Genomic DNA, 20250 nt, shown 5'->3' with positions numbered 1-20250 from the left:
AAATGCTGGCTTTTGTTTTTGTTGTAGGTTAGAACTTGTAGTCAACGCTGACAGCCCAATTTCGCCCAGGCTGTGAGAACATATCTTTGTTGTTAGTAGACGTAATGTCTCGAACGTCTTGGTATGTCCAATACTCTTTATCGAAAACGTTGTTAATACCAGCACGCAATGTCAGATCGGCGATTGGTTTATAATATGCAGCGATATCCATAACACCATAGCCAGCGCTATCGAAAGTGTCCTCGTCAGACCAATCGTCCTTTCGATCCACAAGCGTTACATTCGCTATACCACCAAAGCTTCGATTGTGATTATCGTAGCCAAGCCCTATCACCGTAGTTAATGGCGCAACGGAATCGAGCGCATTTCCCGTCTCTTTATCTTTGCCTTTGGCATACGCAATGGACAGCTTACTGTACAGGCCTTTTGGTGCATTAATCGCTTCATCTAGCAAAATATCGGAGCTAAACTCTAAGCCCCTAATCTCAACGCGATCTCGGTTCACGATAGTGAAACGCTCTTTGTTTGGATCGATACGTTCTAGATCTTGTTCATCAATAAAATCTTTGTACTGGTTAATAAAACCAACAAGCTCAATACGAGCCCAACTATTTTTTGCTCTCAAGCCAGTTTCATAAGAGGTACTACGTTCCGCTTTTAAGTCCGGATTTGGTACAAAGTCCGCGCCTGTATTGTACTCATAATAAAGTTGTTCAACCGTTGGGGCTTTAAATCCCTGACTAACTTGCGCGAAATTACTGATGTTGGAGTTGTAGTGATACACGGCCCCGATCTTTCCAGTAAAGGCATCACTGCTATTTTTGTCACGCTTTGTTGTCGCAGTAGCGGAATACTCTGGTGTGGTTTCAAACGAGTCGTATCTCACACCAGCATTAACCACAAGAGAGTCATCCAGCAAGAATGCATTGTTTTGGATAAACAGTCCATTTTTTACCGTTTTCGCGTTGGGAACCGTTGTGTTTGCAGGTTTTGATGTGTTGTTGTCATGAAAATAGTCAACATTGTTTAGCGAAAAGTCAGTGTGTTGAAAGTTCAAACCATACGTAATTTCATGTGTCGAACCATCGAGCACTAGGAGTTTGTCAAATTGAGCATCAAACTGAACCGTTTCTTCTTTGGCGATTCGTTCTCGTGTTCTATTTCCGCTGTAACCGACTTTACCCGTATGATCAGTGATATGAGCAAAGTTACCGTTAATTGATTCACTCACCTGGAAATTAAGTGCGGCACTAGATGAATCAAAAAATACAGCGTTGCCTTTGAAATCATGAGTTAAACCTACTCGATAGCGAGTTGCTTCATCATTGTTGCGTGAATTTGAATACGTAATGCCAGGGGTAGGACCGAAGTTCAGCGTGTAGTTGCCGTATCGGTTATTTTCGTCATATTCGTGTTTATATTGTTCATAAACTACGCCTACACGATTGTGCTCACCAATATTGAGATAGGCTTTCGCCAAAAGGTTAGACAGCTTTTTATCCGCCGGGTTTGCTGTTCCACGCATTGGACCATCGATATCTGCATCATCTGAGTACGTTTGCAGCTCATTACCATCCGCGTATGTACCTATCACAATCGTCTCGAATATACCTTTTCTCATTGCCCACGTAAGTGTGTTTTTAAATTGTGTATCGGCTGAGAAATAGCTGGATTTGATGCCGAAGTGCGTACCATCGCCTTCGTCTAATACATCGGCAGGCTGCTTGGTACGGAGTACAACAGTACCACCGAGCGCATCAGAACCATATAGGGTAGAGGACGCGCCTTTGTTGATTTCAATTGAGGTAAGCGTATCTAATTCAACAGTATTTGGATAGATAGCTTGGACATTTGCCCCTGGGTTGAAAGGAGTGACTTGTGATACACCATCCACGACTACTTTGACTCGGCTTCCTTCCATTCCACGAATATTGAACCCCGAAATGCCAAATCGACTCGATGTTGTTACATTGACACCGGGCGTGTAAATAAGGGCATCGTGTAGGTTTTTGGCTAACTGAGCGTCGATATCGTCAGAGGAAACCGTTTCTATAGAGGAAGATACGTCTTGCTTGCTTTGTTCTGTCCTCGTTGCCGAAACAACAACTTCATCAAATAAACCAGCATCTTGAGCTTGTACTGGTGCAGCGAGAGCGAATAGTATTGAGGCTGAAAGGAACGTTCTGTTGTACATTTTTACTACCTTAAATCCATAGTAGGCGAATAATCGTCGCCATAATATTGGATGCTAATGATAATTACTATCATTCGTAAAAATATTTTTAACCATGGCTCTTATGTCGTTCCGTGTTTCTTAAAATGAAAAATTACAGAATATCAATACGATATACTGAGAATGATGAATTTATAACGCCACTTTACAAAATTCACATCTGTGATCTTGATCACCAAAGGAGTTGAAGTGCAAAGCCCCATAACCTTGGAAGCATTACATATCTTAGATGCCATCGACAGAAGAGGGAGCTTCGCTTCCGCTGCCAATGAGCTTGATCGCGCTCCTTCGTCTTTGAGTTATCAAATTCAAAAGCTTGAGCAAGATCTAGACATCATGATTTTTGATCGCTCTGGCCACAAAGCGAATTTCACAGACGCAGGTCGACTTATCTTAGAACGTGGCCGCACGATTCTCGCCGCAACAGAAAAACTGGTTAACGACGCAACACTGCTAGCCAATGGTTGGGAACTGGATATTTCCATCGCATATGATGGCATTATTGGTATTCACCATTTTTTTTCGCTTGTAGATGCGTTAGGAAACGTGAGTAAAACCAGAGTCAGATTACAGGAAGAAATTCTCGCAGGCTGCTGGGAATCTCTTCAATCCGGCAGATCAGATTTGCTCGTGTGTCCAAAATTAGAAGTCCTGCCACATGACGTGAAAGCCGACACCATTGGAAAGATGAGTATGACCTGGGTGGCAGCGCCAAATCACTACGTTCACAAACGAAGTGGTGAGTTTAATGATTCAGCAAGGGAGAAGTACCGCATTATCGCTATCGCCGATACTGCACGTGAGCAACCGGCTATTACGGTCAATATCATCCAGAAACAACCAAGATTAACCGTCACTAATCTTCAAGCTAAAGTGGATGCCCTTGTCACTGGCCTCGGAATCGGCACACTACCCACAGATATCGCAAGCCCATTGATCGAAGCAGGCAAGCTCAAGGAAATCGAAGGAGCAGAGCAGCAACATCTAGAGATCATTTTGGCTTGGAAGCGCAACCAAATGGGAGAAGCGAAATCCTGGTGTATTCAATATCTGAAGAAAAATTGGAAGCTAAAATAAGAGTTGATCTGGAGAAAGCGGCTTTGACAGCCGCTTTCGTTGGTTCGCTTACGGGTTCAGTGGTAACACCATATCTGCAACGCCATCTTCAAATTGGATATCTAGGCTAAAACCAAGTTTTTGAGCAAGAGTTAACATGCCACGGTTTGTTGGCATGGTCATGCCAGTCATCTTCTTCGTGCCTTTCTGACGACAATAATCAATGATCTTATTCATCAGGACTTTTCCTAAGCCTTTGCCTTTTAGATCAGAACGAATCAATATCGCAAACTCCGCCTCCGTGTTTTCAGGATTAATCAAGGCTCGCGCAACGCCAATGATTTTTGCCTCACCGGATGAAAACGATACGGCAACAAAGGCCATTTCTCTGTCGTAATCAATCTGTGTCAGGTTAGCCAAAGCCTCATGGTTAAACTCTCCCACATCACTAAAAAAGCGTTTGTAGAGATCCTCTTTGGAGACATTATTGATGAACTCGGCATGCGAAGGTTCATCCTCAGGCAATATCGGCCTTAGTAGAATAGGTTCTCCATCTTTCAGTTGCATGGTTTCTACAAACTCAGCGGGGAAAGGGCGTATAGCAAGACGTTCTTGACCGTGGCCTTGGTAATTCTCTAAGGTCAGATCCGCGTCCAGGATGGTAAAATGCTCACCATTTGCCAGAACTGGATGAATATCCAGTTCTTTAATCTGCGGCAGCTCGACCACCATTTGAGAAATGCGAACCAAAAACTTTGCCAGCCCAAGAACATCCATCGGTTCAGGCAGTTTTTGTAGGCGTATATGGCCTTCTTTTATCGCGCGTACAATCTGATAGCGTGCCAGCGTCATATTTAGCGGTGGTAATGCGGCCGTTGCGTCACGAGCTTCGCTCCATTCCGAACCGCCTTGACCAAGTAGAATTACTGGACCAAACACTTTGTCCGTAATGACTTTTACACGAATTTCTTCCCCTCCGGCAAGCTTTGCCATGCCTTGGACCAATAACCCATGTATGTGGGCGCTAGGGTAGGCAAGTTTTGTGCGATCAAGAATCGCGTCAGCCGCTGACGCTACTTCTTGGCTATTACGCAGGTTCAGCATGACGCCTTGGACATCAGACTTATGTGCAATGTCAGGAGAGCGCAGTTTCACCGCGACGGGATAACCGATTTGCTCGGCAATATGCACGGCCTCAGGGGTATCACTTGCAATCCAGGTCGGCAAAACATCAAAGTGGAAGAGCTTTAACAAACTGCCCAATTGGTGAGTATCAAGCTGGGCGAATTCCTTATCCATCAAATGCTCTGAAACCCACGCCTTTGCAGCGTTGACGTCGGAAACGTGCAATGGCTCTGCGGTTGTCGGGGTTTCCATAAGTTGTTTCTGATTGCGGCGGTATTCCACTAAATGCATGAAAGCCACAACCGCGCTTTCTGGTGTTCTATAAGTTGGGATTCCCGCTTTAGTGAGTATCATGCGGGCTGGCTTTGCAGTTTGCTCACCAGACCAATTCGTTAATATATTGAAACGCTTATGTCGCGGATGACTCTGTATTGCATCGACGATCGCTTGCGCCGTGTCTACGGAGTCTGATACCGCAGAAGGGCTATGCATAATCAAGATTGCGTCTGCACAATCGCTATCAAGAATGGCGTTAATAGTTGCAACGTAACGTTTTTTATCTGCATCGCCGACAATATCAATAGGATTATTATGGGACCAACTACTTGGTAGATTCTGAGAAAGCGCCTCTACCGTCTCCGCGGATAAATTGGCTAACTGCCCACCTCGTTCAAATAGCGTATCGACGGCCATCAATGCAGGACCAGCGCCATTAGTGATTATGGCAAGTCTCTCGCCCCGCAATGGCACTGAATGGGTGAGGGTTTCTACTGCTGCAAATAGCTCGTGTGTGTTGTTAACTCGAAGCATTCCCGAGCGTCGGATGGCTGAGTCATAAACGATATCAAGTGTATCCGAACCCGATTTATTTAATGCCCTTCTGCCAAGAATCGAACGTCCGCCTTTCAAAACGAGAATGCGTCGGTTACGCGAGGCCGCGCGCGCTGCAGAAATAAATCGTCGTGCATCAGTGATTGAGTCAACATACAGCAAGATGGCGTCGGTTTTACTGTCTGTCGAAAGGTAGTCCAGTAGTTCGTCAAAATCGATGTCGAGACCGTTACCAATCGAAACAAAAGCGGAAAAACCAATTTCTTTGTCATTGGCCCAATCCAAAATTGTTGTACACACCGCGGCAGACTGAGAAATAAATGCTATCTTCCCCGGCTTTGCCGTTACAGGAGAGAACGAAGCGTTAAACTTTTGCCAAGGTAGGATCAAACCAAGGCTGTTTGGTCCGAGTACTCGCATATTGCTTTCGCGCGCAATGCGCAAACACGCTTCAGCGACAGACTGATCATCTTGATGGAGATAGTCTGTATCTGACGCCAACACTATGACAAATTCAGTACCAATTTCTGACAGTTGTTTAAACAGCACTACATTGCGCTCTGAGCGAGTACACAGAATAGCAATATCGGGGACAAGCGGCAGTTCAGAAACAGAGGGGTAGGCGAGAACACCAGCGACAGATTTGTATCTTGGTGTAACGGGCAAAATCGTGCCATCAAACCCACTTTGAAGCAGGTTTTTCATTACTATATTACCTGCGCTTAAGTGACGTTGTGACGCACCAATAACTGCGATTGAAGTAGGTTTAAACAGTTTCTGTAGCTTATGCACTTGGCTTTCTCCCTGCTTCGCCGTATGACCTTGTGGAGTTCATCATAAACAAAATCGTCGATAGTGAAATGTTTATAAATAGAACTATGCTTACAAAAACAGCACGCCGTATGTAGATTGTGTAATAAGTCACATGTTCTAAGCGGATTATTGAGATCTAGGCTTGATTCTCAGCATCGCTATCGGCATGATTTAAGATAAATTTTTTAAGAGTTAGTCATTCCATGAAAAAAGTTGCCATTATCACTCTTTCTGTTTTGCTGTCTGCTTGTGCGTCGGATAACTACGTTGCTAACGTAACGACCGAGAGCCACCGCGAAGAATTTAAAATTGAACCTATTCCTGAGCCTTTGATGGCACAAGAAGAAACCGTTCAAGAGGTGAGTATTCCACAGCAAGTAGTTAAAATGGAGCCACAAACGGAAGAGAAAAAAGTCGTTAAACTCAGCCCTCAATCCGAAACAACAAAAGCAGTTAAGATAGTTCCGCCGAGCAAAAAGCAACAAGAAAAAATGCAGCGCTTCGGTTATACGGTTCAAGTCGTCGCTGTCGGTTCTCAAGCAAAAGTTGACTATTTTGCTTCTAAACTACCTAAAGACGGCCAGCCTATTTGGGAAAACTATAAGATTGTCAATGGTACTAAATGGTTCACAGTATTATATGGTGACTTCGCAACAAGCACTGAGGCAAAGAAAGCCATTGCACAATTGCCCCAAGAGTTCAAAGAATTGCAACCTTTCGTAAAAAGCATTGATGCAATCAAAAACTCTGAATACCCAACACTCAACAAACTCAACTAAATGACAACGACATAAAAACGAAAGGAGCCTAGCGCTCCTTTCGTTTTTGTACAACAAGTAGTCATTCAGTGGGTAAAAGCCATTTTTTACCAATAAATGACTGTACGAATAGCAAGGTATCGCTATCATTGAGACAGCGTGTCTTCTATCACGGAAAGATTTAACAATGATGAGAAATGTTCTACTTTTATGCGGCGGTGGTTCTTCAGAACACGAAATTTCGCTGCTTTCTTCTGAATACCTTCAGCAACAGCTTGGCTTAATTGATAATGTAAATGTCCTAAAAGTTGAGATTAAAAACGAAGGTTGGTTTGACCAAAAAGATAGACTTGTCTATCTCGATATCCATACGAAAAGCGTGAAAAGTGATGAGTTTAATGAATCGATAGACATCGATTTCATTGTGCCTTGTATCCATGGTTTTCCTGGTGAAACAGGGGATATCCAGTCACTTTTTGAGCTAGCCGGTATTCCTTATCTGGGCTGTGGGCCTGAGGCTAGCAGTAACAGCTTCAATAAAATTACGTCGAAACTATGGTATGACGCGATTGGTATTCCTAACACACCGTATCTTTTCCTAACGGAGAATAATGAAGAGTCTCACCAGGTGAGTAGAGAGGCATTCGACAAATGGGGCAAGCTGTTTGTCAAAGCGGCTAGACAGGGATCATCGGTTGGCTGTTACAGCGTAACCAAAGTAGAGCAACTTTCTGATGCCATTGATAAGGCGTTCGGATTCTCTCATCAGGTATTGGTTGAAAAGGCCGTAAAACCAAGAGAATTAGAAGTTTCCGCTTATGAGATGAAAGGTCAACTTCATATTTCAAAGCCAGGTGAAATTATTGCTCCTGACGGTGCTTTTTACTCCTACGATGAGAAATACAGCGCAGGTAGCCATTCAATCACAGAAGTAGAAGCGAAAAACCTAACCGAACAGCAGTTAGCGACGATTCAGCAGTGCAGCGAGAAAGTCTTTCGTCAAATGAACCTTCGTCATTTGTCTCGAATCGATTTCTTCTTAACCAGTGAAGGAGAGATCTACCTTAATGAAGTGAATACCTTTCCTGGAATGACGAAAATTTCCATGTTCCCCAAAATGCTCCAACACAATGGACATAAGTTTCATGAATTCCTAGCGGACTGTATTGAACGCTCACTTTAAGCATTAAAGAAAAGCGGCGCTTTTGATATTGTTTTTCGACAAAAAGAGCCGTTTTATAATCAATAAGTCATGAGAATTCAATTATCTAATCAGTCATTCTTTTTACGAAATAGCACCTTAAAAACCAGACAATACACCTACTAATATGTGATTGATTGAAGAGTATCTTCATGGTGGAAAAGGTTTTTTTTCATTTCATTGCACCAAAGCACGCTATTATAAGAATTTTATACTTGCTAAGCGTCTGATTACTATTATGATTATAGTAAGACTTAATTAATAGATGATTCAGTTACATGGCTATATCTCATTACCGTGGTTTTAACTTACAGTCTGCACCAAATGATACGAACGTCTGGCAAGTAAAGATTAAGAATCGAGTGCTTCAAGGAAGCTTAAGTGCAGTGAAAAAGAGCATTGATTGGTGGTGCGATACAGCATCGATCATTGATCCTAGAGAGTTTTCTTCGCTTGACAGAAAGCAAGAAGCGTCAGGATCTACTCAGGCAGAAAACTTTAATGGTTTTGCCATTAAAAACGATACAGGTGAACCGAACGCTTGGTATTGTTTCTTTAATGGCAAACTCATTAAAGGTTCCAAAGCGGCTATTCAGCGACATATAGAAGCCTATTTGATCGCGAAACAAAAAGCCGAACAACAGAAGAAATAGTAATGACTCTTGTATATTCAACAGAAACAGGCCGAATCAAACCAGAAGAACCTAAAGCTTCGCGCCCAAAAGGTGATGGTATTGTTCGAATTCAACGAGAAACCAAAGGCCGAAAAGGCAAAGGGGTTTGCGTTGTCACTGGCTTGGATCTCGATGATGCACCTTTGAAGCTTCTTGCCGCAGAGTTGAAGAAAGTCTGTGGTTGTGGAGGTAGTGTTAAAGACGGAAACATAGAGATTCAAGGTGATGTTCGTGACAAAATCAAAGCGCATCTTGAAAAAAAAGGCATGAAAGTAAAACTTGCCGGTGGTTAATTTCAAAGGAGCTTTCAACGCTCCTTTTTTGATCTCGTCCAAAGTGAACACGTCACATTAATCGGCACAACGAATCTGCTCTCGAAGCCTTAATCGTATAACCAATATAGAACCTTAAATCTTTGATTAATAAGGTTCTATATTAGGTATTTTATGGTAAATACAAATTATGTTTAATCATGAATCAGAGTATTAATACCAGTAAAGGGGAGTCGAGATAGAAACATTTCACGTAGCGCTACACATCATTTAACATAACGTACATAATGCGCACTTAGGCTGTAATTGTAAGTGCCAGTTAGTAATGTCCGGTTTAGCCACTTTAAAATGTCCTCCTAAAAATTAAAACATTGTTTGCTTTCGAGGCTTTAGCCGATGTTGATTACGACGAGTGAAAAAGACATTTATCGATTTGGGGTTCTGTCTGTCGTCCGTACAAGGCAGTTACGTCTAGTTGATGCTGCAGTTACTCTAGCTGTTTTGTTTGTAATATCTGGCCCACACTTAATCGACGCTCCAATTTAGGAGCTCAAAGTCTCGCGCGCGTTGCTCGTATACGACTGCCCGCATGATGAACTTAAGGTTAAGCGAAACCGAGTCGGCCTTTGATTAATGCTAACAACGAGAGAATATCTTAATGAATACGGCAAGCCCGTCGCGCTCTACTGCGATAAGCATTCGATTTTTCGCGTGAATCAGGAAAAGCAAAAACAACTAGCCATGTTTTAAGAGATGTACTGCCGAGCAACTCAAAAGCCGAGCATCAGGTATGAAGCTCGGCTTTTTCGAGGAGCCAGGTTGGATATGCCCTGACACAAGAAATGTAACCAAATCACTTCGATGAGTAAAACGTTAATAATGAGCTTTAGACGTAACTCAAGATAATCTGCCAATTATTACTAAATCGATTCAATTCTTCACGACTCAACTCACACTAGCCCATTTGATCAACTTTGATCAATTCGCTCCCGTTCTCAAAACAGCATTGTTTTATTAATCATTTCGGACACTCGTTAAATTTTCAATGTGTAGTAACTCGAATCTCTAATTATAAAGGGACTAAGTAAGAGTAAGTACTTACAGCGTAACTAAGTTCATTTCTCAACATTTTATGCTGCGCCAATTGCTGACTACAAATTGAATCTGTAATTTAATTACAAACCAGAAGTTACGCCGTATGAATTTAGCAAGATAAACCAATGTAAGCAATTGATATAAAAGGAAACGTATAACAACGGACCTAATCGACACCCAATTAAATCCCTTTAAGAAGGCTGAGGTAAACATGGCATGGTAAAAGTTTTACTTGCTTTTTGATGTCAAAAAAAAGCAGAACCTTTCGGTTCTGCTTCGATTCATTAGGTGCTGTCGAGAAAGTAGATACTTACTCTGCACTTTGAGCTTTGTGCTCTGCCCTAATCTTTTCTGCGATGATTTTTATCGCTTGAGCAGTACTCATCCCTTCAGCCATTAGCTTCTGGATTTCTTCTACTGCTCTTTGTTGTTCTTGATGAGATAGCGGTGGGAGATCGTCAAACATAAAAAATCGGCTCCTTTGTTTAGGAGCCGACTATAACGAGATGCTTAATAGGTGGCAAGAAAATTGATGGATGCCCCCATCGCGTTTTCATTTGTATATCTGGCGGAGATATCCACTTCAAATAAATTAAGGGGCGAAAGGCCAATACCGGCTGTAATTGTATCGTCCACATCTCGTGCCATGTTTTTCATGTAACCACCACGAATCTGCAGTTGTCTTAAAACATCAATTTCAAAACCCGCTCTCAACATTTGGCTATTGTCATCAAATGATGAAAACTTTTTCTCTTCATTAAGATCGTAGTCGACTGATAAGGTAAAGTAATCAGCAACGATCCCTGCCCCTACAGTATATAGAGGTCTCATACTGTAGTCGTACGAAGGAATCGCCGTTGCTGGTGTTGTGCCTGTGAAGTCATAAGCTTTAGTTTGGATATCTCGTCCAATAAGATTTTTCGCTGCAACACCAATTCGAAATGGGCCGTAAAACCACAAAGCACCAGCGTCTAAATTAAAAATTGTTTCGCCGGTTTCGTTTTCTCTTACATCTCCAAGATCAAAATTGGCAAATGTTGAAGCAAAAGAGTGGGTATAAACTCGTTGAAGTTTTGGTGTGATACCAAAAGCCATATGTTGGTAAAGAAAGGTTTGGTATTTAGCCAGTGAAACCCCTACTTCAGTTACTGATACAGATACAGCTTGTACATAACTATTACTGATATCAGATGGTGTAACAGATGGAGTGACAAAGGATTCTGTATAGAGCTTTCCATAAACTGTTGCGGACAGAAAACGATTGGGAATTCCAAATGCTAAGACTCCACCAAGCTCAAAATTTAGCTGGTCACCATCTATCGCAGCTAACGCATTATTGATTTCTGTAGGATCAGTTAATTTTCCAAGTGCCTCAATTTGATCAACCAAATCATTTGGATCATTATATGTGATACCAAAGCTAGGAATGATCATGCCAGCATCGTCATTACGTCGGTAGACAGCAGCAAGAGCTGGGTTGAAAAAAGGCGCAGTGAGATAAGTGGCGGAAACTGTACCTACTCCACCCATAGCGTCGCTTCGTGCTTCGATTGAATAATTAGCGGCATTTGCTGTGCCACAAAAAAGTATCGTTGCGTATAAATATCTATTGTTTAATTTCATCCGAAGACAACCCTTAGATTCCTTTTCTAGTAATATCGGCAGGATTAAAGATTTTTCAAGTTTTTATTCTTGTGTAATGTCGTATGTACGACTAATGGTTTGTGATTGCTCTACCAGAATTTGTCCCTGCCAACGCTTGGTGTTCATGCTTACAGCTAGAACGTAGCGTTCGTTGGGGATACCATCGAGCTCTAAACTGGTAGGATAATCAGATTCGTAGGTTTGGTTCCAAACTCGTTGGTACTGCCCATCAACAAAATCATTGAGACCAACATTCATCTCAGGAAGTGGACAATAAGGGTTGTTTAACGCCACCTTTTCCACCGTCCAATTTTCTTTTGAAGACCAACGTACGTATTGTGGCGCTATAGGTTCACCAAGTATGACCCAACCACTCCAAACATCTTGGTCTGACGGTTGTATAACAAGCTGATACAAACCCGCGTCGAGTTTACCATTGAGGTTATATCGTTTTTGATATTGTCTTTCATCAGCTTTTTTTGTGACAACGTCACCAGAAACTTGAGTAAAGACACTGTCAGAAGAAACACTTCGGTCGACCCATTTGCGCATTGCAAGGCTTTTAACCTCTGAAGTGGTTCTAATATCAATGACCAAACTATATATGTCTCTGCCTGGGCTTTGATTCGTGTGACGTATCACTTTTACGCCTGATAGCCAGTTTGGCAACGTATTTCTCGTCAATGATTTGCCACAATCCCGATTCAACGACTGCATTAAGAGACTGTTGAGATGATCTTTGATCCGTTCTTTAGGTTGCGATTGCCAAACCTCGACAAGAGAGTTGAACATTCTTGGAAGATCATCATCAAGAAGATGCTGGTGCGCTTGAGTTAGCGGGGTATTCGCTTCAAACCAGTCTATAGCATAGACTGGTTGAGTGATTGTTAATGTTAAGATTGGAACCAAAAGTGACTTACGCATTAACCTTTCATCTTATAGCCAACACCGCGAAGCGTTTCAATTTCGAGCCCTGCTAGTTTTTGTCTTAACTGCAATACATGCGTATCAACTGTTCGCGTAGTTGGAAAATGGTTATATCCCCACACATGATCAAGTAACTCGTCACGTGTAAACACACGACCTAAGTTACTTGCTAAGAACAGTAATAGGTCAAATTCTGTTCTTGTCAGCGTTATCTGCTCCCCTTTGAAAAATACTTCACGTGTAGACTTATCAATAATTAGATTTTCAGTTTCAACTTTGTCAGTATTCCCCTGCTCAGAAGATTCTGGAGAACGTAGCTGCGCGCGAATACGTGCAAAAAGCTCTGCTTCTGCAAAAGGTTTGGTTAGATAATCATTTGCTCCCGAATCTAGGCCAGCAACCTTGTCTTTTACCGTCACAAGCGCTGTTAATAGAATCACAGGGATATTCTTCAATTTTTTCCAACTAGGCAAATGTGTAACGGAATCGCCATCTGGTAGCTGGCGATCCAAAATAACCAAATCGGCTTGTTGCCATAGCGCTTCCACTTCAGAAATACGCTCAGCGTGCAAACACTCGTATCCTGCCTGTTCTAGGCTAACGAGAAGGCCATCTGCCAAGTTCTTATCATCTTCAACGAGAAGCAACGTCTGTTTCACAAGGTATCTCCAAAATAAACGTAGTCGGTGGCCCGATAAGCTTCATTTTTCCGCCCATTCGTCCCACCATAGATTCAACAATTGTTAAGCCAAGTCCCAAGCCACTTTTGCTTACAAATGGCTTTCGTAAATTTGACCAGTCTCGGCTGGTGAGTTTGCCATTATCGGTGACTCGGATTGTTAATTTACTGTCACCCGTTTGTACGTCCAATGTCACGGGGGCGACGCCGTATTTGACTGCGTTGCGGATCAAATTGTCGACACAAGTACCTAACCAATAAACGTTAATTTTTGCAGAAACATCTTGGTTGATCTTGAACGCCACGCCTTCAGGAAATTCATCTTCGATTTTAAACAGCAGCCACTCTTCAACTGATGGGATCCAATCGGTAGCAAGCTGTTGATTATCCGACTGTAAATAATCTTTGCTCGCTTCAGCTAACTGCCTAAGTCTTCTTGTATCTTCACATAATCGTCGAAACTCATCATAAACTGTTTCTGGTAAGTGCTCAAACTCTCTGCGAAAACCTTCAACCGTGAGTGATAGACTCGCAATTGGTGTGCGTAATTCGTGCGTCAGTATTTGCAAAACAAGCATTCTGCTGCGCATCTCTTGTCGTTTACTGTTCCAGCGATAAACCGCCCAACCAGCAACGAGCATAATGTTAGCAATCACTAGGACGATCATGGAGAAGCGTAAGATTTGCGAATGATCTTCAACGTCCCAACATATATTGCCTCGCTGAACGAAACAGCTCGCGCTGTCTGAACGAATGCTTAATGACAGTCCAGCTTTTTCAACGTTGTTTGACCAAACGCTTTTATCAAACACATGATAGTAGTCGCCTCGTCTCAACCAAAGCTGTTCTCTATCCATGAACATTATTGAGCCAGCAATTAACGAGCTAATGGTTTCATCATCCATTTGTTGAAGCGTCGTTAACAACTCATCTCCCACTTCATCTGTTCGCTCTTTGATGTGCATGAATTTCTTTAATGTTTCATGTTCTTCTGGAAACTTTTGAATATAGCGAGCGGCGTAAGTCCCACCACCCGGGTGGATCAATGCTGAACGAGAAAACCAGCGAGTATTAAGCTTCACTCCTTTACAAACTGAACGGGTGAAAACTAGCGGTTCCGTGATCAATGGGCTAAGTGGTAGCTTGCCATTGCAGGTTTTGGACAGTTGATACAGTTGTTGTATGTCTTTCAGTGGGTAGTTTGCCGTTTGCGGCAGCATTGAGTCGGGCGAAAGAAGCTTGGTCGGGAATGACGACTGTAAATCGCGGATATCGTATGTTTTGCTTGCGGAAGCATAATCAAATAACTCCGTGAAAAAATCAATGCGCTCCGGCAAAGAGTCTGCCAGAGCACTAGGCACTAGGTTCACAGAAAGCAGCAATGATAAGCAGAGTTTTTTAATCAAAACATTGTACGACGTCGTTATTATTGGCCCCAATATACAACATATTCATGAAAGTTTACATTTGTGGGATTCGGTATTTGATTGGTTCGATTAGAAAAACAACAAAAAAGGCCAGCTTTTCAGCTGGCCTTCGTCTTTAACGTAAATTATAACGCTTTTGAAATCGCATCCACGCTATCTTTAGCATCGCCAAAGAGCATTGATGTATTCTCTTTGAAGAACAATGGGTTCTGAACTCCAGCATAGCCAGTATTCATTGAACGTTTGAAAACAATGACGTTTTTCGCATGCCAAACTTCCAATACTGGCATGCCAGCGATTGGGCTGTTTGGATCTTCTAGCGCAGCTGGGTTAACGGTGTCATTGGCACCAATAACCAACACAGTATCCGTGTCTGAGAAGTCGTCGTTGATCTCATCCATTTCCAAAACGATGTCATAAGGCACTTTTGCTTCAGCGAGCAGAACGTTCATGTGACCCGGTAAACGCCCCGCTACTGGGTGAATACCGAAACGAACATTCACACCTTGCGCACGCAGTTTTTCTGTGATTTCGTGAACTGGGTATTGAGCTTGTGCTACTGCCATGCCATATCCTGGAGTGATGATGACTGATTTGGAGTTTTTCAGCATATCCGCTACATCTTCTGCGTTGATTTCGCGATGCTCACCATACTCTTCATCACCAGAAATCACGACTTCCTGGCCAAAGCCACCGGCGATAACACTGATAAACGAGCGGTTCATCGCTTTACACATGATGTATGAAAGTATTGCACCTGAAGAACCAACGAGAGCACCTGTCACGATCAACAGATCGTTTGCTAGCATGAAACCTGCCGCGGCTGCTGCCCAACCTGAATAAGAGTTCAGCATAGAGACCACTACGGGCATGTCCGCACCGCCGATCGACGCCACCAAGTGATAACCAAATGCGAAAGCAATCAGTGTCATCACGATTAAGGCAAACATACTGCCGTCGGCGTTAACAAAGTGAATCATAAGCAGAGTTGAAATAACGATAGCTGCGAGATTCATCTTGTGCTTATGAGGCAAGTTAAGTGGCGATGAGGAAATGATACCGCGTAACTTTCCGAACGCGACAATCGATCCCGTAAAGGTTACCGCACCAATGAATACGCCCAAAAATACTTCAACTAAGTGAATGACGTGTTCTGCGTGCATTCCCGCTGGGTCAAGAGAGACTGGCGCCGGTGGTTCAAGATAGCTGTTGTAACCAACCAAAACAGCCGCCATACCCACAAAACTGTGTAGAATGGCCACTAACTCTGGCATTTCTGTCATTTCAACTTTCTTAGCGTAGTGGATACCAATACCACCACCAATTACCATGGCCACAATGACCCAAGCAAACCCTTCGGCAGTAGGACTGAAGATGGTTGCAAGTAGCGCAATTGCCATACCGGCAATGCCGTAGTAGTTCCCTGATCTTGCTGATTCTTGCTTAGATAGACCAGCAAGGCTCAGAATAAAAAATAGTGCAGCAACGATATAGGCCGCCTGTACTAATCCTGCAGACATTGGTTACTCCCTATTATTTATCTTTGCGGAACATTTCGAGCATGCGTTTGGTTACTGTAAAGCCACCAAAAATATTAATGCTCGCGATCAACACAGCAATGAACGCCAAAAACGTTACTGCCCCATTTCCTTGGCCAATCTGTAACAATGCACCGACAACGATGATTCCTGAAATTGCATTGGTTACCGACATGAGTGGAGTGTGAAGTGCGTGTGTGACATTCCATACCACGTAGTAGCCCACAACACATGCCAAAACAAATACCGTAAAATGTGCGAGGAACGCGGCTGGCGCAACGGATGCAATCCATGCAAATGCACCGACAGCCACAGCAAGTCCGGCCAGTTTTTTCACTGGAGAAACGGGTTCTTGTACTTTTGGTGCTGGCTTTTAAACCGCTTTTGGTTTGGCTTGAGGCTGTGCAGAAACTTGAATTGGTGGCGCAGGCCAGGTGATTTCACCATCTTTAACCACAGTGACACCACGTAGTACAACATCTTCGAAATCGATATTGATGTTGCCATCTTTTTCTTTACACAACAGTTTGAAAAGGTTGACTAAGTTTGTTGCATAAAGTTGTGAAGATTGAGTGGGCAAACGACCAACCATGTCGGTGTAACCGATCACTTTTACGCCGTTAGCTGTCGTGATAACTTGGTTTGCGACTGTGTATTCGCAGTTACCACCGTTAGCGGCAGCAAGGTCAACAATCACACTACCCGCTTTCATGCTATCGACCATTTCCTTGGTAATCAGCTTAGGCGCGGGCTTACCAGGAATCAGTGCCGTCGTGATAATGATGTCAACATCTTTCGCCTGTGCAGCATACAGCTCCGCAGCTTTCTTGTTGAAGTCATCAGACATCTCTTTCGCATAACCGTCACCAGAACCAGCAGCTTCCTGGTAATCAACAGAAAGGAACTCTGCCCCCATGGATTCCACTTGTTCTTTAACTTCTGGACGTACGTCAAAAGCACGAACAATCGCACCTAGGCTACCAGCAGCACCGATAGCAGCCAAACCAGCAACACCCGCACCGGCGACAAACACTTTCGCTGGTGGTACCTTACCAGCTGCAGTAATCTGCCCTGTAAAGAAACGCCCAAACTCATGCGCCGCTTCAACAACCGCTCGATAACCGGCGATGTTTGCCATAGAGGACAATGCATCCAGTGCCTGAGCACGTGAGATACGTGGCACGGCATCCATCGCAAGCACATTGATGTTCTTACTAGAGAGTTGTTCCATCAACTGAGGGTTTTGAGCTGGCCAAATAAAGCTAACCAAGGTCGCGCCTTCTTTGATCAACGCGATCTCGTCAATGCTTTTCTCTTCATCGATAATTGGCGCATTGACTTTAAGGATCAGCTCAGAATTCCAAGCTTCTTCTTTAGAAACCATTTTCGCACCAGCTGACTCATACGCTGAATCATCGAAGCTGGCTAACGCCCCCGCTTGGGTTTCGACAACAACATCAAACCCCAATTTAATTAGCTGCTCTACCGAACTTGGCGAAGCAGCGACTCGCGTTTCTCCCGCGAGTAGTTCTCTTGGTACACCAATTTGCATAGCTATTCCTTGACTATTGGCCTTGTTAATCATCTTTTTGTATCTAACGCAGGATGCGACTTCAAGTGTTTTGTAGTTAAAATACAAATTTTCATTACATATAACCCTATGTAATGAAGGAACTCTACGCACCCCACGAAATAAAACAACGACATATCAACAAGACAGAGGTCCAACCAGACCTATAATTATTGGTTATTTTACAACCACATAGATTAAATTTTTGCGTAACAAACAAAAAGAGCCACCAGCATAAACACTAATGGCTCTTGTGATGATGACAGGAATCAAAACCCGAGAAACTTTTAGCTAAATATCTCGCCTCTCATCTGGTCAATGAACATTTGCGCCTTTTTGACCATCAATTCGTTTGCATCTGCTTCAGAGGTCAGAACATCCGATCGGATGAATCGATGACTTTTTAGTTCGCCCTTTACCTCTTTTGTAATTCTACCAGCGACGCGGTATTGACCGCCTTCTTGTAAGCTCTCGGCATAGATAAGAAAGCCTTTATGCTCAATTGGCTCAACTTCTTTCTTTGCTTCACTGTTTTTTGAAGACCCAAACAGGCGTGAAAATAACCCCATTATTCCTCACTCATGTGGTTTGTTGAATTTCAATATCGGTTTTTCAAACCATTCAAGCGGCGCATTGTCATCGTAATTCACATGAGAGAAAACCACAGGAACATCATCTGAACGATGTTGTCTTCTATCTTCAACGATCATGCTTTCGGCATTTTTAACGGCAACTTCACTGTTGTGTTTGAACTGAACCAACCGCTCTTCAGGCAGTGCAGATAAAAAATCGATATCAAAGCGGATATAAACAGGTTTGAGTTGCACAAGCGCTAAACACGCTAAATCGGCCAATTGTTCCGACGTGTACTGACTCACATACTCATCCTGAGCGAGAACCTGACCAACCAGAGTTTCCATGTAATTATGAACATCGACACTGATTTGCATTAAAGCATCTCCTTGTTTTTATTATGCTCGGTACATCAACAGTATACGCAGCGACTTTTCGAAACCAAGCTTTGTCATTCACTTTTACTGTCATTATCAATAAATCACTACTTAAGTTTAGCAAAAGGCTTGGAAAATCCAGAAATAATCGTATTCTACTAGGTTCTCCATACCCATTCGTTAGTGTTATAGGAAGTCAGCGGTTAATGACGTCTCCGGTAGTTAGTAGTGCTCAGTTTAAAATCTTCTTTCCCGTTGGTTTACTCGGGATTGTGGCAATGGGGATGGATAACATCATCGTCATGACACAGGCAAACTGGGGGTTAGCTGCAAACTTGCCTTATGTCCTGCTTGGGACCGTTTTTTTACTCTGTAGTGTATTCAAACAAGGCCGTATTGCGATGATCGCAATGGCAATGATCATTACCTACTTTGTTATTCAAAACCGCCTGCAAATTCCGTTAAGCAGTGGGAGTGTATTGCTCGAGCTCTCTTTACTTGCCTTCCTATTACCCGTGGCTTGTTTTGTCGTCTATCTGTTTAACGCCTCAGGCATGCACAGCAAATCCATTGCCACTTACGGATTGGTCCTTGGCGTGTTGACAGTTTGGTCTTTCATCTTCCTTAGCTACTTTCAAGAAGCCGGTTTTGAGCATTGGAATAATGGATTGCTCTTCTCTGTCGCTGCAATTTCAAAATTGCCTCTTTTGCTGGTGGCCTATTGCACTGCCATCGTTTTGGCTACAGCGATTTTGGTGCTGAAGCACAATCGCCCTATCGAAGTGTCGATTTATACGTGTTTACTCTTAGCTTCTACCACCTTTACGTTTTTTGATGTGAAGTTCATCTCCAGTACCATGTTCACCTTGGCTGGAATTTTGCTGATTATGCATGTGGTCCAGGCCAGTCATGAGCTGGCATTTATTGATGTGCTGACACAGTTACCAAGCCGCCGCGCGTTAGAAATGGACGTTAAACACTTAGGTCGACGTTTTTCTATCGCCATGATCGATGTGGATCATTTTAAGAAATTTAACGACACCTATGGACATGACACTGGCGATGACGTTTTGAAACTCGTTGGCTCTCGCTTGCTCTTAATTAAGGGTGGAGCAAAGGTTTATCGTTATGGCGGAGAAGAATTTACCGTGGTGTTTAAAGGGAAAACCTCGAAAGAAGTACAAGGTTACCTAGACGACATTCGAGAAGATATTGCAAACTACGATCTCGTTTTGAGGAATGACACAACACGCCCAAATAAAGCGAGTGAAGGAAAAAAACGTCGTGGCACTCAAGAGAATAAAATGAACACGGTCAATGTAACGGTCAGTATTGGTGTATCAGACAGCCGCTCTTCGAAAGATCCAGATACCATTCGTAGCTTAGCAGACGAAGCCTTATATAAAGCGAAGAAAGCAGGTAGAAACCAAGTCATGACGAAGGTTGAGTAAAAACCG

16 protein-coding genes and 2 pseudogenes are annotated in these 20250 nt (G+C 43.0%); 7 read left to right on the top strand and 11 right to left on the bottom strand.

Going from position 1 to position 20250, the window contains the following annotated elements:
- Window positions 1–28 precede the first annotated feature (28 nt).
- Window positions 29–2194 (bottom strand): TonB-dependent hemoglobin/transferrin/lactoferrin family receptor, encoded by a 2166-nt coding sequence (locus tag AOT11_RS21445; RefSeq protein WP_017422838.1) that lies wholly within the window; start codon window positions 2192–2194, stop codon window positions 29–31.
- A gap of 228 nt (window positions 2195–2422) precedes the next feature.
- Here AOT11_RS21445 and AOT11_RS21440 point away from each other — a divergent pair, with 228 nt between their 5' ends.
- Entirely contained in the window at window positions 2423–3310 is an 888-nt protein-coding gene (locus AOT11_RS21440) for a LysR family transcriptional regulator (RefSeq protein ID WP_026050841.1), read from the top strand.
- 48 nt (window positions 3311–3358) lie between these two features.
- On the opposite strand, the gene AOT11_RS21435 is transcribed toward AOT11_RS21440, so the two are convergent.
- Window positions 3359–6037, bottom strand: coding sequence for a bifunctional acetate--CoA ligase family protein/GNAT family N-acetyltransferase (locus tag AOT11_RS21435; protein ID WP_017422836.1), 2679 nt, complete (start codon window positions 6035–6037; stop codon window positions 3359–3361).
- A gap of 224 nt (window positions 6038–6261) precedes the next feature.
- Between AOT11_RS21435 and AOT11_RS21430 the strand changes: the two genes are divergently transcribed.
- The 5 genes and pseudogenes from AOT11_RS21430 to AOT11_RS24260 form a co-directional block, all read left to right on the top strand.
- Window positions 6262–6837, top strand: a complete 576-nt coding sequence (locus tag AOT11_RS21430) for an SPOR domain-containing protein (RefSeq protein ID WP_017422835.1) — start codon at window positions 6262–6264, stop codon at window positions 6835–6837.
- 166 nt (window positions 6838–7003) lie between these two features.
- Complete coding sequence (locus AOT11_RS21425; protein WP_017422834.1) at window positions 7004–7999, top strand: D-alanine--D-alanine ligase; 996 nt, start codon at window positions 7004–7006, stop codon at window positions 7997–7999.
- 296 nt (window positions 8000–8295) lie between these two features.
- Entirely contained in the window at window positions 8296–8670 is a 375-nt protein-coding gene (locus AOT11_RS21420) for a DUF3319 domain-containing protein (protein ID WP_017422833.1), read from the top strand.
- A 2-nt stretch (window positions 8671–8672) separates the two neighbouring features.
- Entirely contained in the window at window positions 8673–8984 is a 312-nt protein-coding gene (gene yciH / locus AOT11_RS21415) for a stress response translation initiation inhibitor YciH (protein ID WP_017422832.1), read from the top strand.
- A gap of 577 nt (window positions 8985–9561) precedes the next feature.
- A pseudogene (locus AOT11_RS24260) lies at window positions 9562–9695 on the top strand (ISNCY family transposase); the annotation flags it as partial.
- 673 nt (window positions 9696–10368) lie between these two features.
- On the opposite strand, the gene AOT11_RS21410 reads toward AOT11_RS24260, so the two are convergent.
- The 9 genes and pseudogenes from AOT11_RS21410 to AOT11_RS21370 all read right to left on the bottom strand — a co-directional run bounded on the left by AOT11_RS21410 (window position 10369) and on the right by AOT11_RS21370 (window position 18793).
- Window positions 10369–10524 (bottom strand): YoaH family protein, encoded by a 156-nt coding sequence (locus AOT11_RS21410; protein WP_011152125.1) that lies wholly within the window; start codon window positions 10522–10524, stop codon window positions 10369–10371.
- Window positions 10525–10568: 44 nt separating this feature from the next.
- Window positions 10569–11681, bottom strand: coding sequence for a conjugal transfer protein TraF (locus AOT11_RS21405; RefSeq protein WP_017422831.1), 1113 nt, complete (start codon window positions 11679–11681; stop codon window positions 10569–10571).
- A 63-nt stretch (window positions 11682–11744) separates the two neighbouring features.
- Window positions 11745–12626: a DUF2861 family protein gene (locus AOT11_RS21400; protein WP_017422830.1), complete on the bottom strand. Its 882-nt coding sequence runs from the start codon at window positions 12624–12626 to the stop codon at window positions 11745–11747.
- Window positions 12626–13288 (bottom strand): response regulator transcription factor VxrB, encoded by a 663-nt coding sequence (gene vxrB, locus AOT11_RS21395; RefSeq protein WP_017422829.1) that lies wholly within the window; start codon window positions 13286–13288, stop codon window positions 12626–12628. Before vxrB ends, AOT11_RS21400 begins: the two co-directional genes overlap by 1 nt.
- A complete protein-coding gene (gene vxrA / locus AOT11_RS21390) occupies window positions 13263–14735 on the bottom strand; it encodes a sensor histidine kinase VxrA (protein WP_301280454.1) in 1473 nt (490 codons plus the stop codon). Before vxrA ends, vxrB begins: the two co-directional genes overlap by 26 nt.
- A gap of 125 nt (window positions 14736–14860) precedes the next feature.
- Window positions 14861–16255: a Re/Si-specific NAD(P)(+) transhydrogenase subunit beta gene (pntB, locus tag AOT11_RS21385; protein ID WP_017422827.1), complete on the bottom strand. Its 1395-nt coding sequence runs from the start codon at window positions 16253–16255 to the stop codon at window positions 14861–14863.
- A gap of 13 nt (window positions 16256–16268) precedes the next feature.
- Window positions 16269–17825, bottom strand: a pseudogene (locus tag AOT11_RS21380) (Re/Si-specific NAD(P)(+) transhydrogenase subunit alpha).
- Window positions 17826–18130: 305 nt separating this feature from the next.
- Complete coding sequence (locus AOT11_RS21375; protein WP_017422825.1) at window positions 18131–18412, bottom strand: HlyU family transcriptional regulator; 282 nt, start codon at window positions 18410–18412, stop codon at window positions 18131–18133.
- A 6-nt stretch (window positions 18413–18418) separates the two neighbouring features.
- Window positions 18419–18793: a late competence development ComFB family protein gene (locus tag AOT11_RS21370; RefSeq protein ID WP_017422824.1), complete on the bottom strand. Its 375-nt coding sequence runs from the start codon at window positions 18791–18793 to the stop codon at window positions 18419–18421.
- Window positions 18794–18999: 206 nt separating this feature from the next.
- Between AOT11_RS21370 and AOT11_RS21365 the strand changes: the two genes are divergently transcribed.
- Window positions 19000–20244: a GGDEF domain-containing protein gene (locus AOT11_RS21365; RefSeq protein ID WP_017422823.1), complete on the top strand. Its 1245-nt coding sequence runs from the start codon at window positions 19000–19002 to the stop codon at window positions 20242–20244.
- The last annotated feature ends 6 nt before the right edge of the window (window positions 20245–20250 follow it).

The sequence above is a fragment of the Vibrio vulnificus NBRC 15645 = ATCC 27562 genome (genome assembly GCF_002224265.1).
In the GTDB taxonomy this organism is placed as follows: domain Bacteria; phylum Pseudomonadota; class Gammaproteobacteria; order Enterobacterales; family Vibrionaceae; genus Vibrio; species Vibrio vulnificus.
This window is presented reverse-complemented; position numbering and strand designations above follow the sequence as displayed.

Coding starts and splice junctions, on each gene's coding strand:
- AOT11_RS21445 (WP_017422838.1), bottom strand. CDS start 2,194: ATGTACAACAGAACGTTCCTTTCAGCCTCAATACTATTCGCTCTCGCT.
- AOT11_RS21430 (WP_017422835.1), top strand. CDS start 6,262: ATGAAAAAAGTTGCCATTATCACTCTTTCTGTTTTGCTGTCTGCTTGT.
- AOT11_RS21425 (WP_017422834.1), top strand. CDS start 7,004: ATGATGAGAAATGTTCTACTTTTATGCGGCGGTGGTTCTTCAGAACAC.
- AOT11_RS21420 (WP_017422833.1), top strand. CDS start 8,296: ATGGCTATATCTCATTACCGTGGTTTTAACTTACAGTCTGCACCAAAT.
- yciH (WP_017422832.1), top strand. CDS start 8,673: ATGACTCTTGTATATTCAACAGAAACAGGCCGAATCAAACCAGAAGAA.
- AOT11_RS21410 (WP_011152125.1), bottom strand. CDS start 10,524: ATGTTTGACGATCTCCCACCGCTATCTCATCAAGAACAACAAAGAGCA.
- AOT11_RS21405 (WP_017422831.1), bottom strand. CDS start 11,681: ATGAAATTAAACAATAGATATTTATACGCAACGATACTTTTTTGTGGC.
- AOT11_RS21400 (WP_017422830.1), bottom strand. CDS start 12,626: ATGCGTAAGTCACTTTTGGTTCCAATCTTAACATTAACAATCACTCAA.
- pntB (WP_017422827.1), bottom strand. CDS start 16,255: ATGTCTGCAGGATTAGTACAGGCGGCCTATATCGTTGCTGCACTATTT.
- AOT11_RS21375 (WP_017422825.1), bottom strand. CDS start 18,412: ATGGGGTTATTTTCACGCCTGTTTGGGTCTTCAAAAAACAGTGAAGCA.
- AOT11_RS21370 (WP_017422824.1), bottom strand. CDS start 18,793: ATGCAAATCAGTGTCGATGTTCATAATTACATGGAAACTCTGGTTGGT.
- AOT11_RS21365 (WP_017422823.1), top strand. CDS start 19,000: ATGACGTCTCCGGTAGTTAGTAGTGCTCAGTTTAAAATCTTCTTTCCC.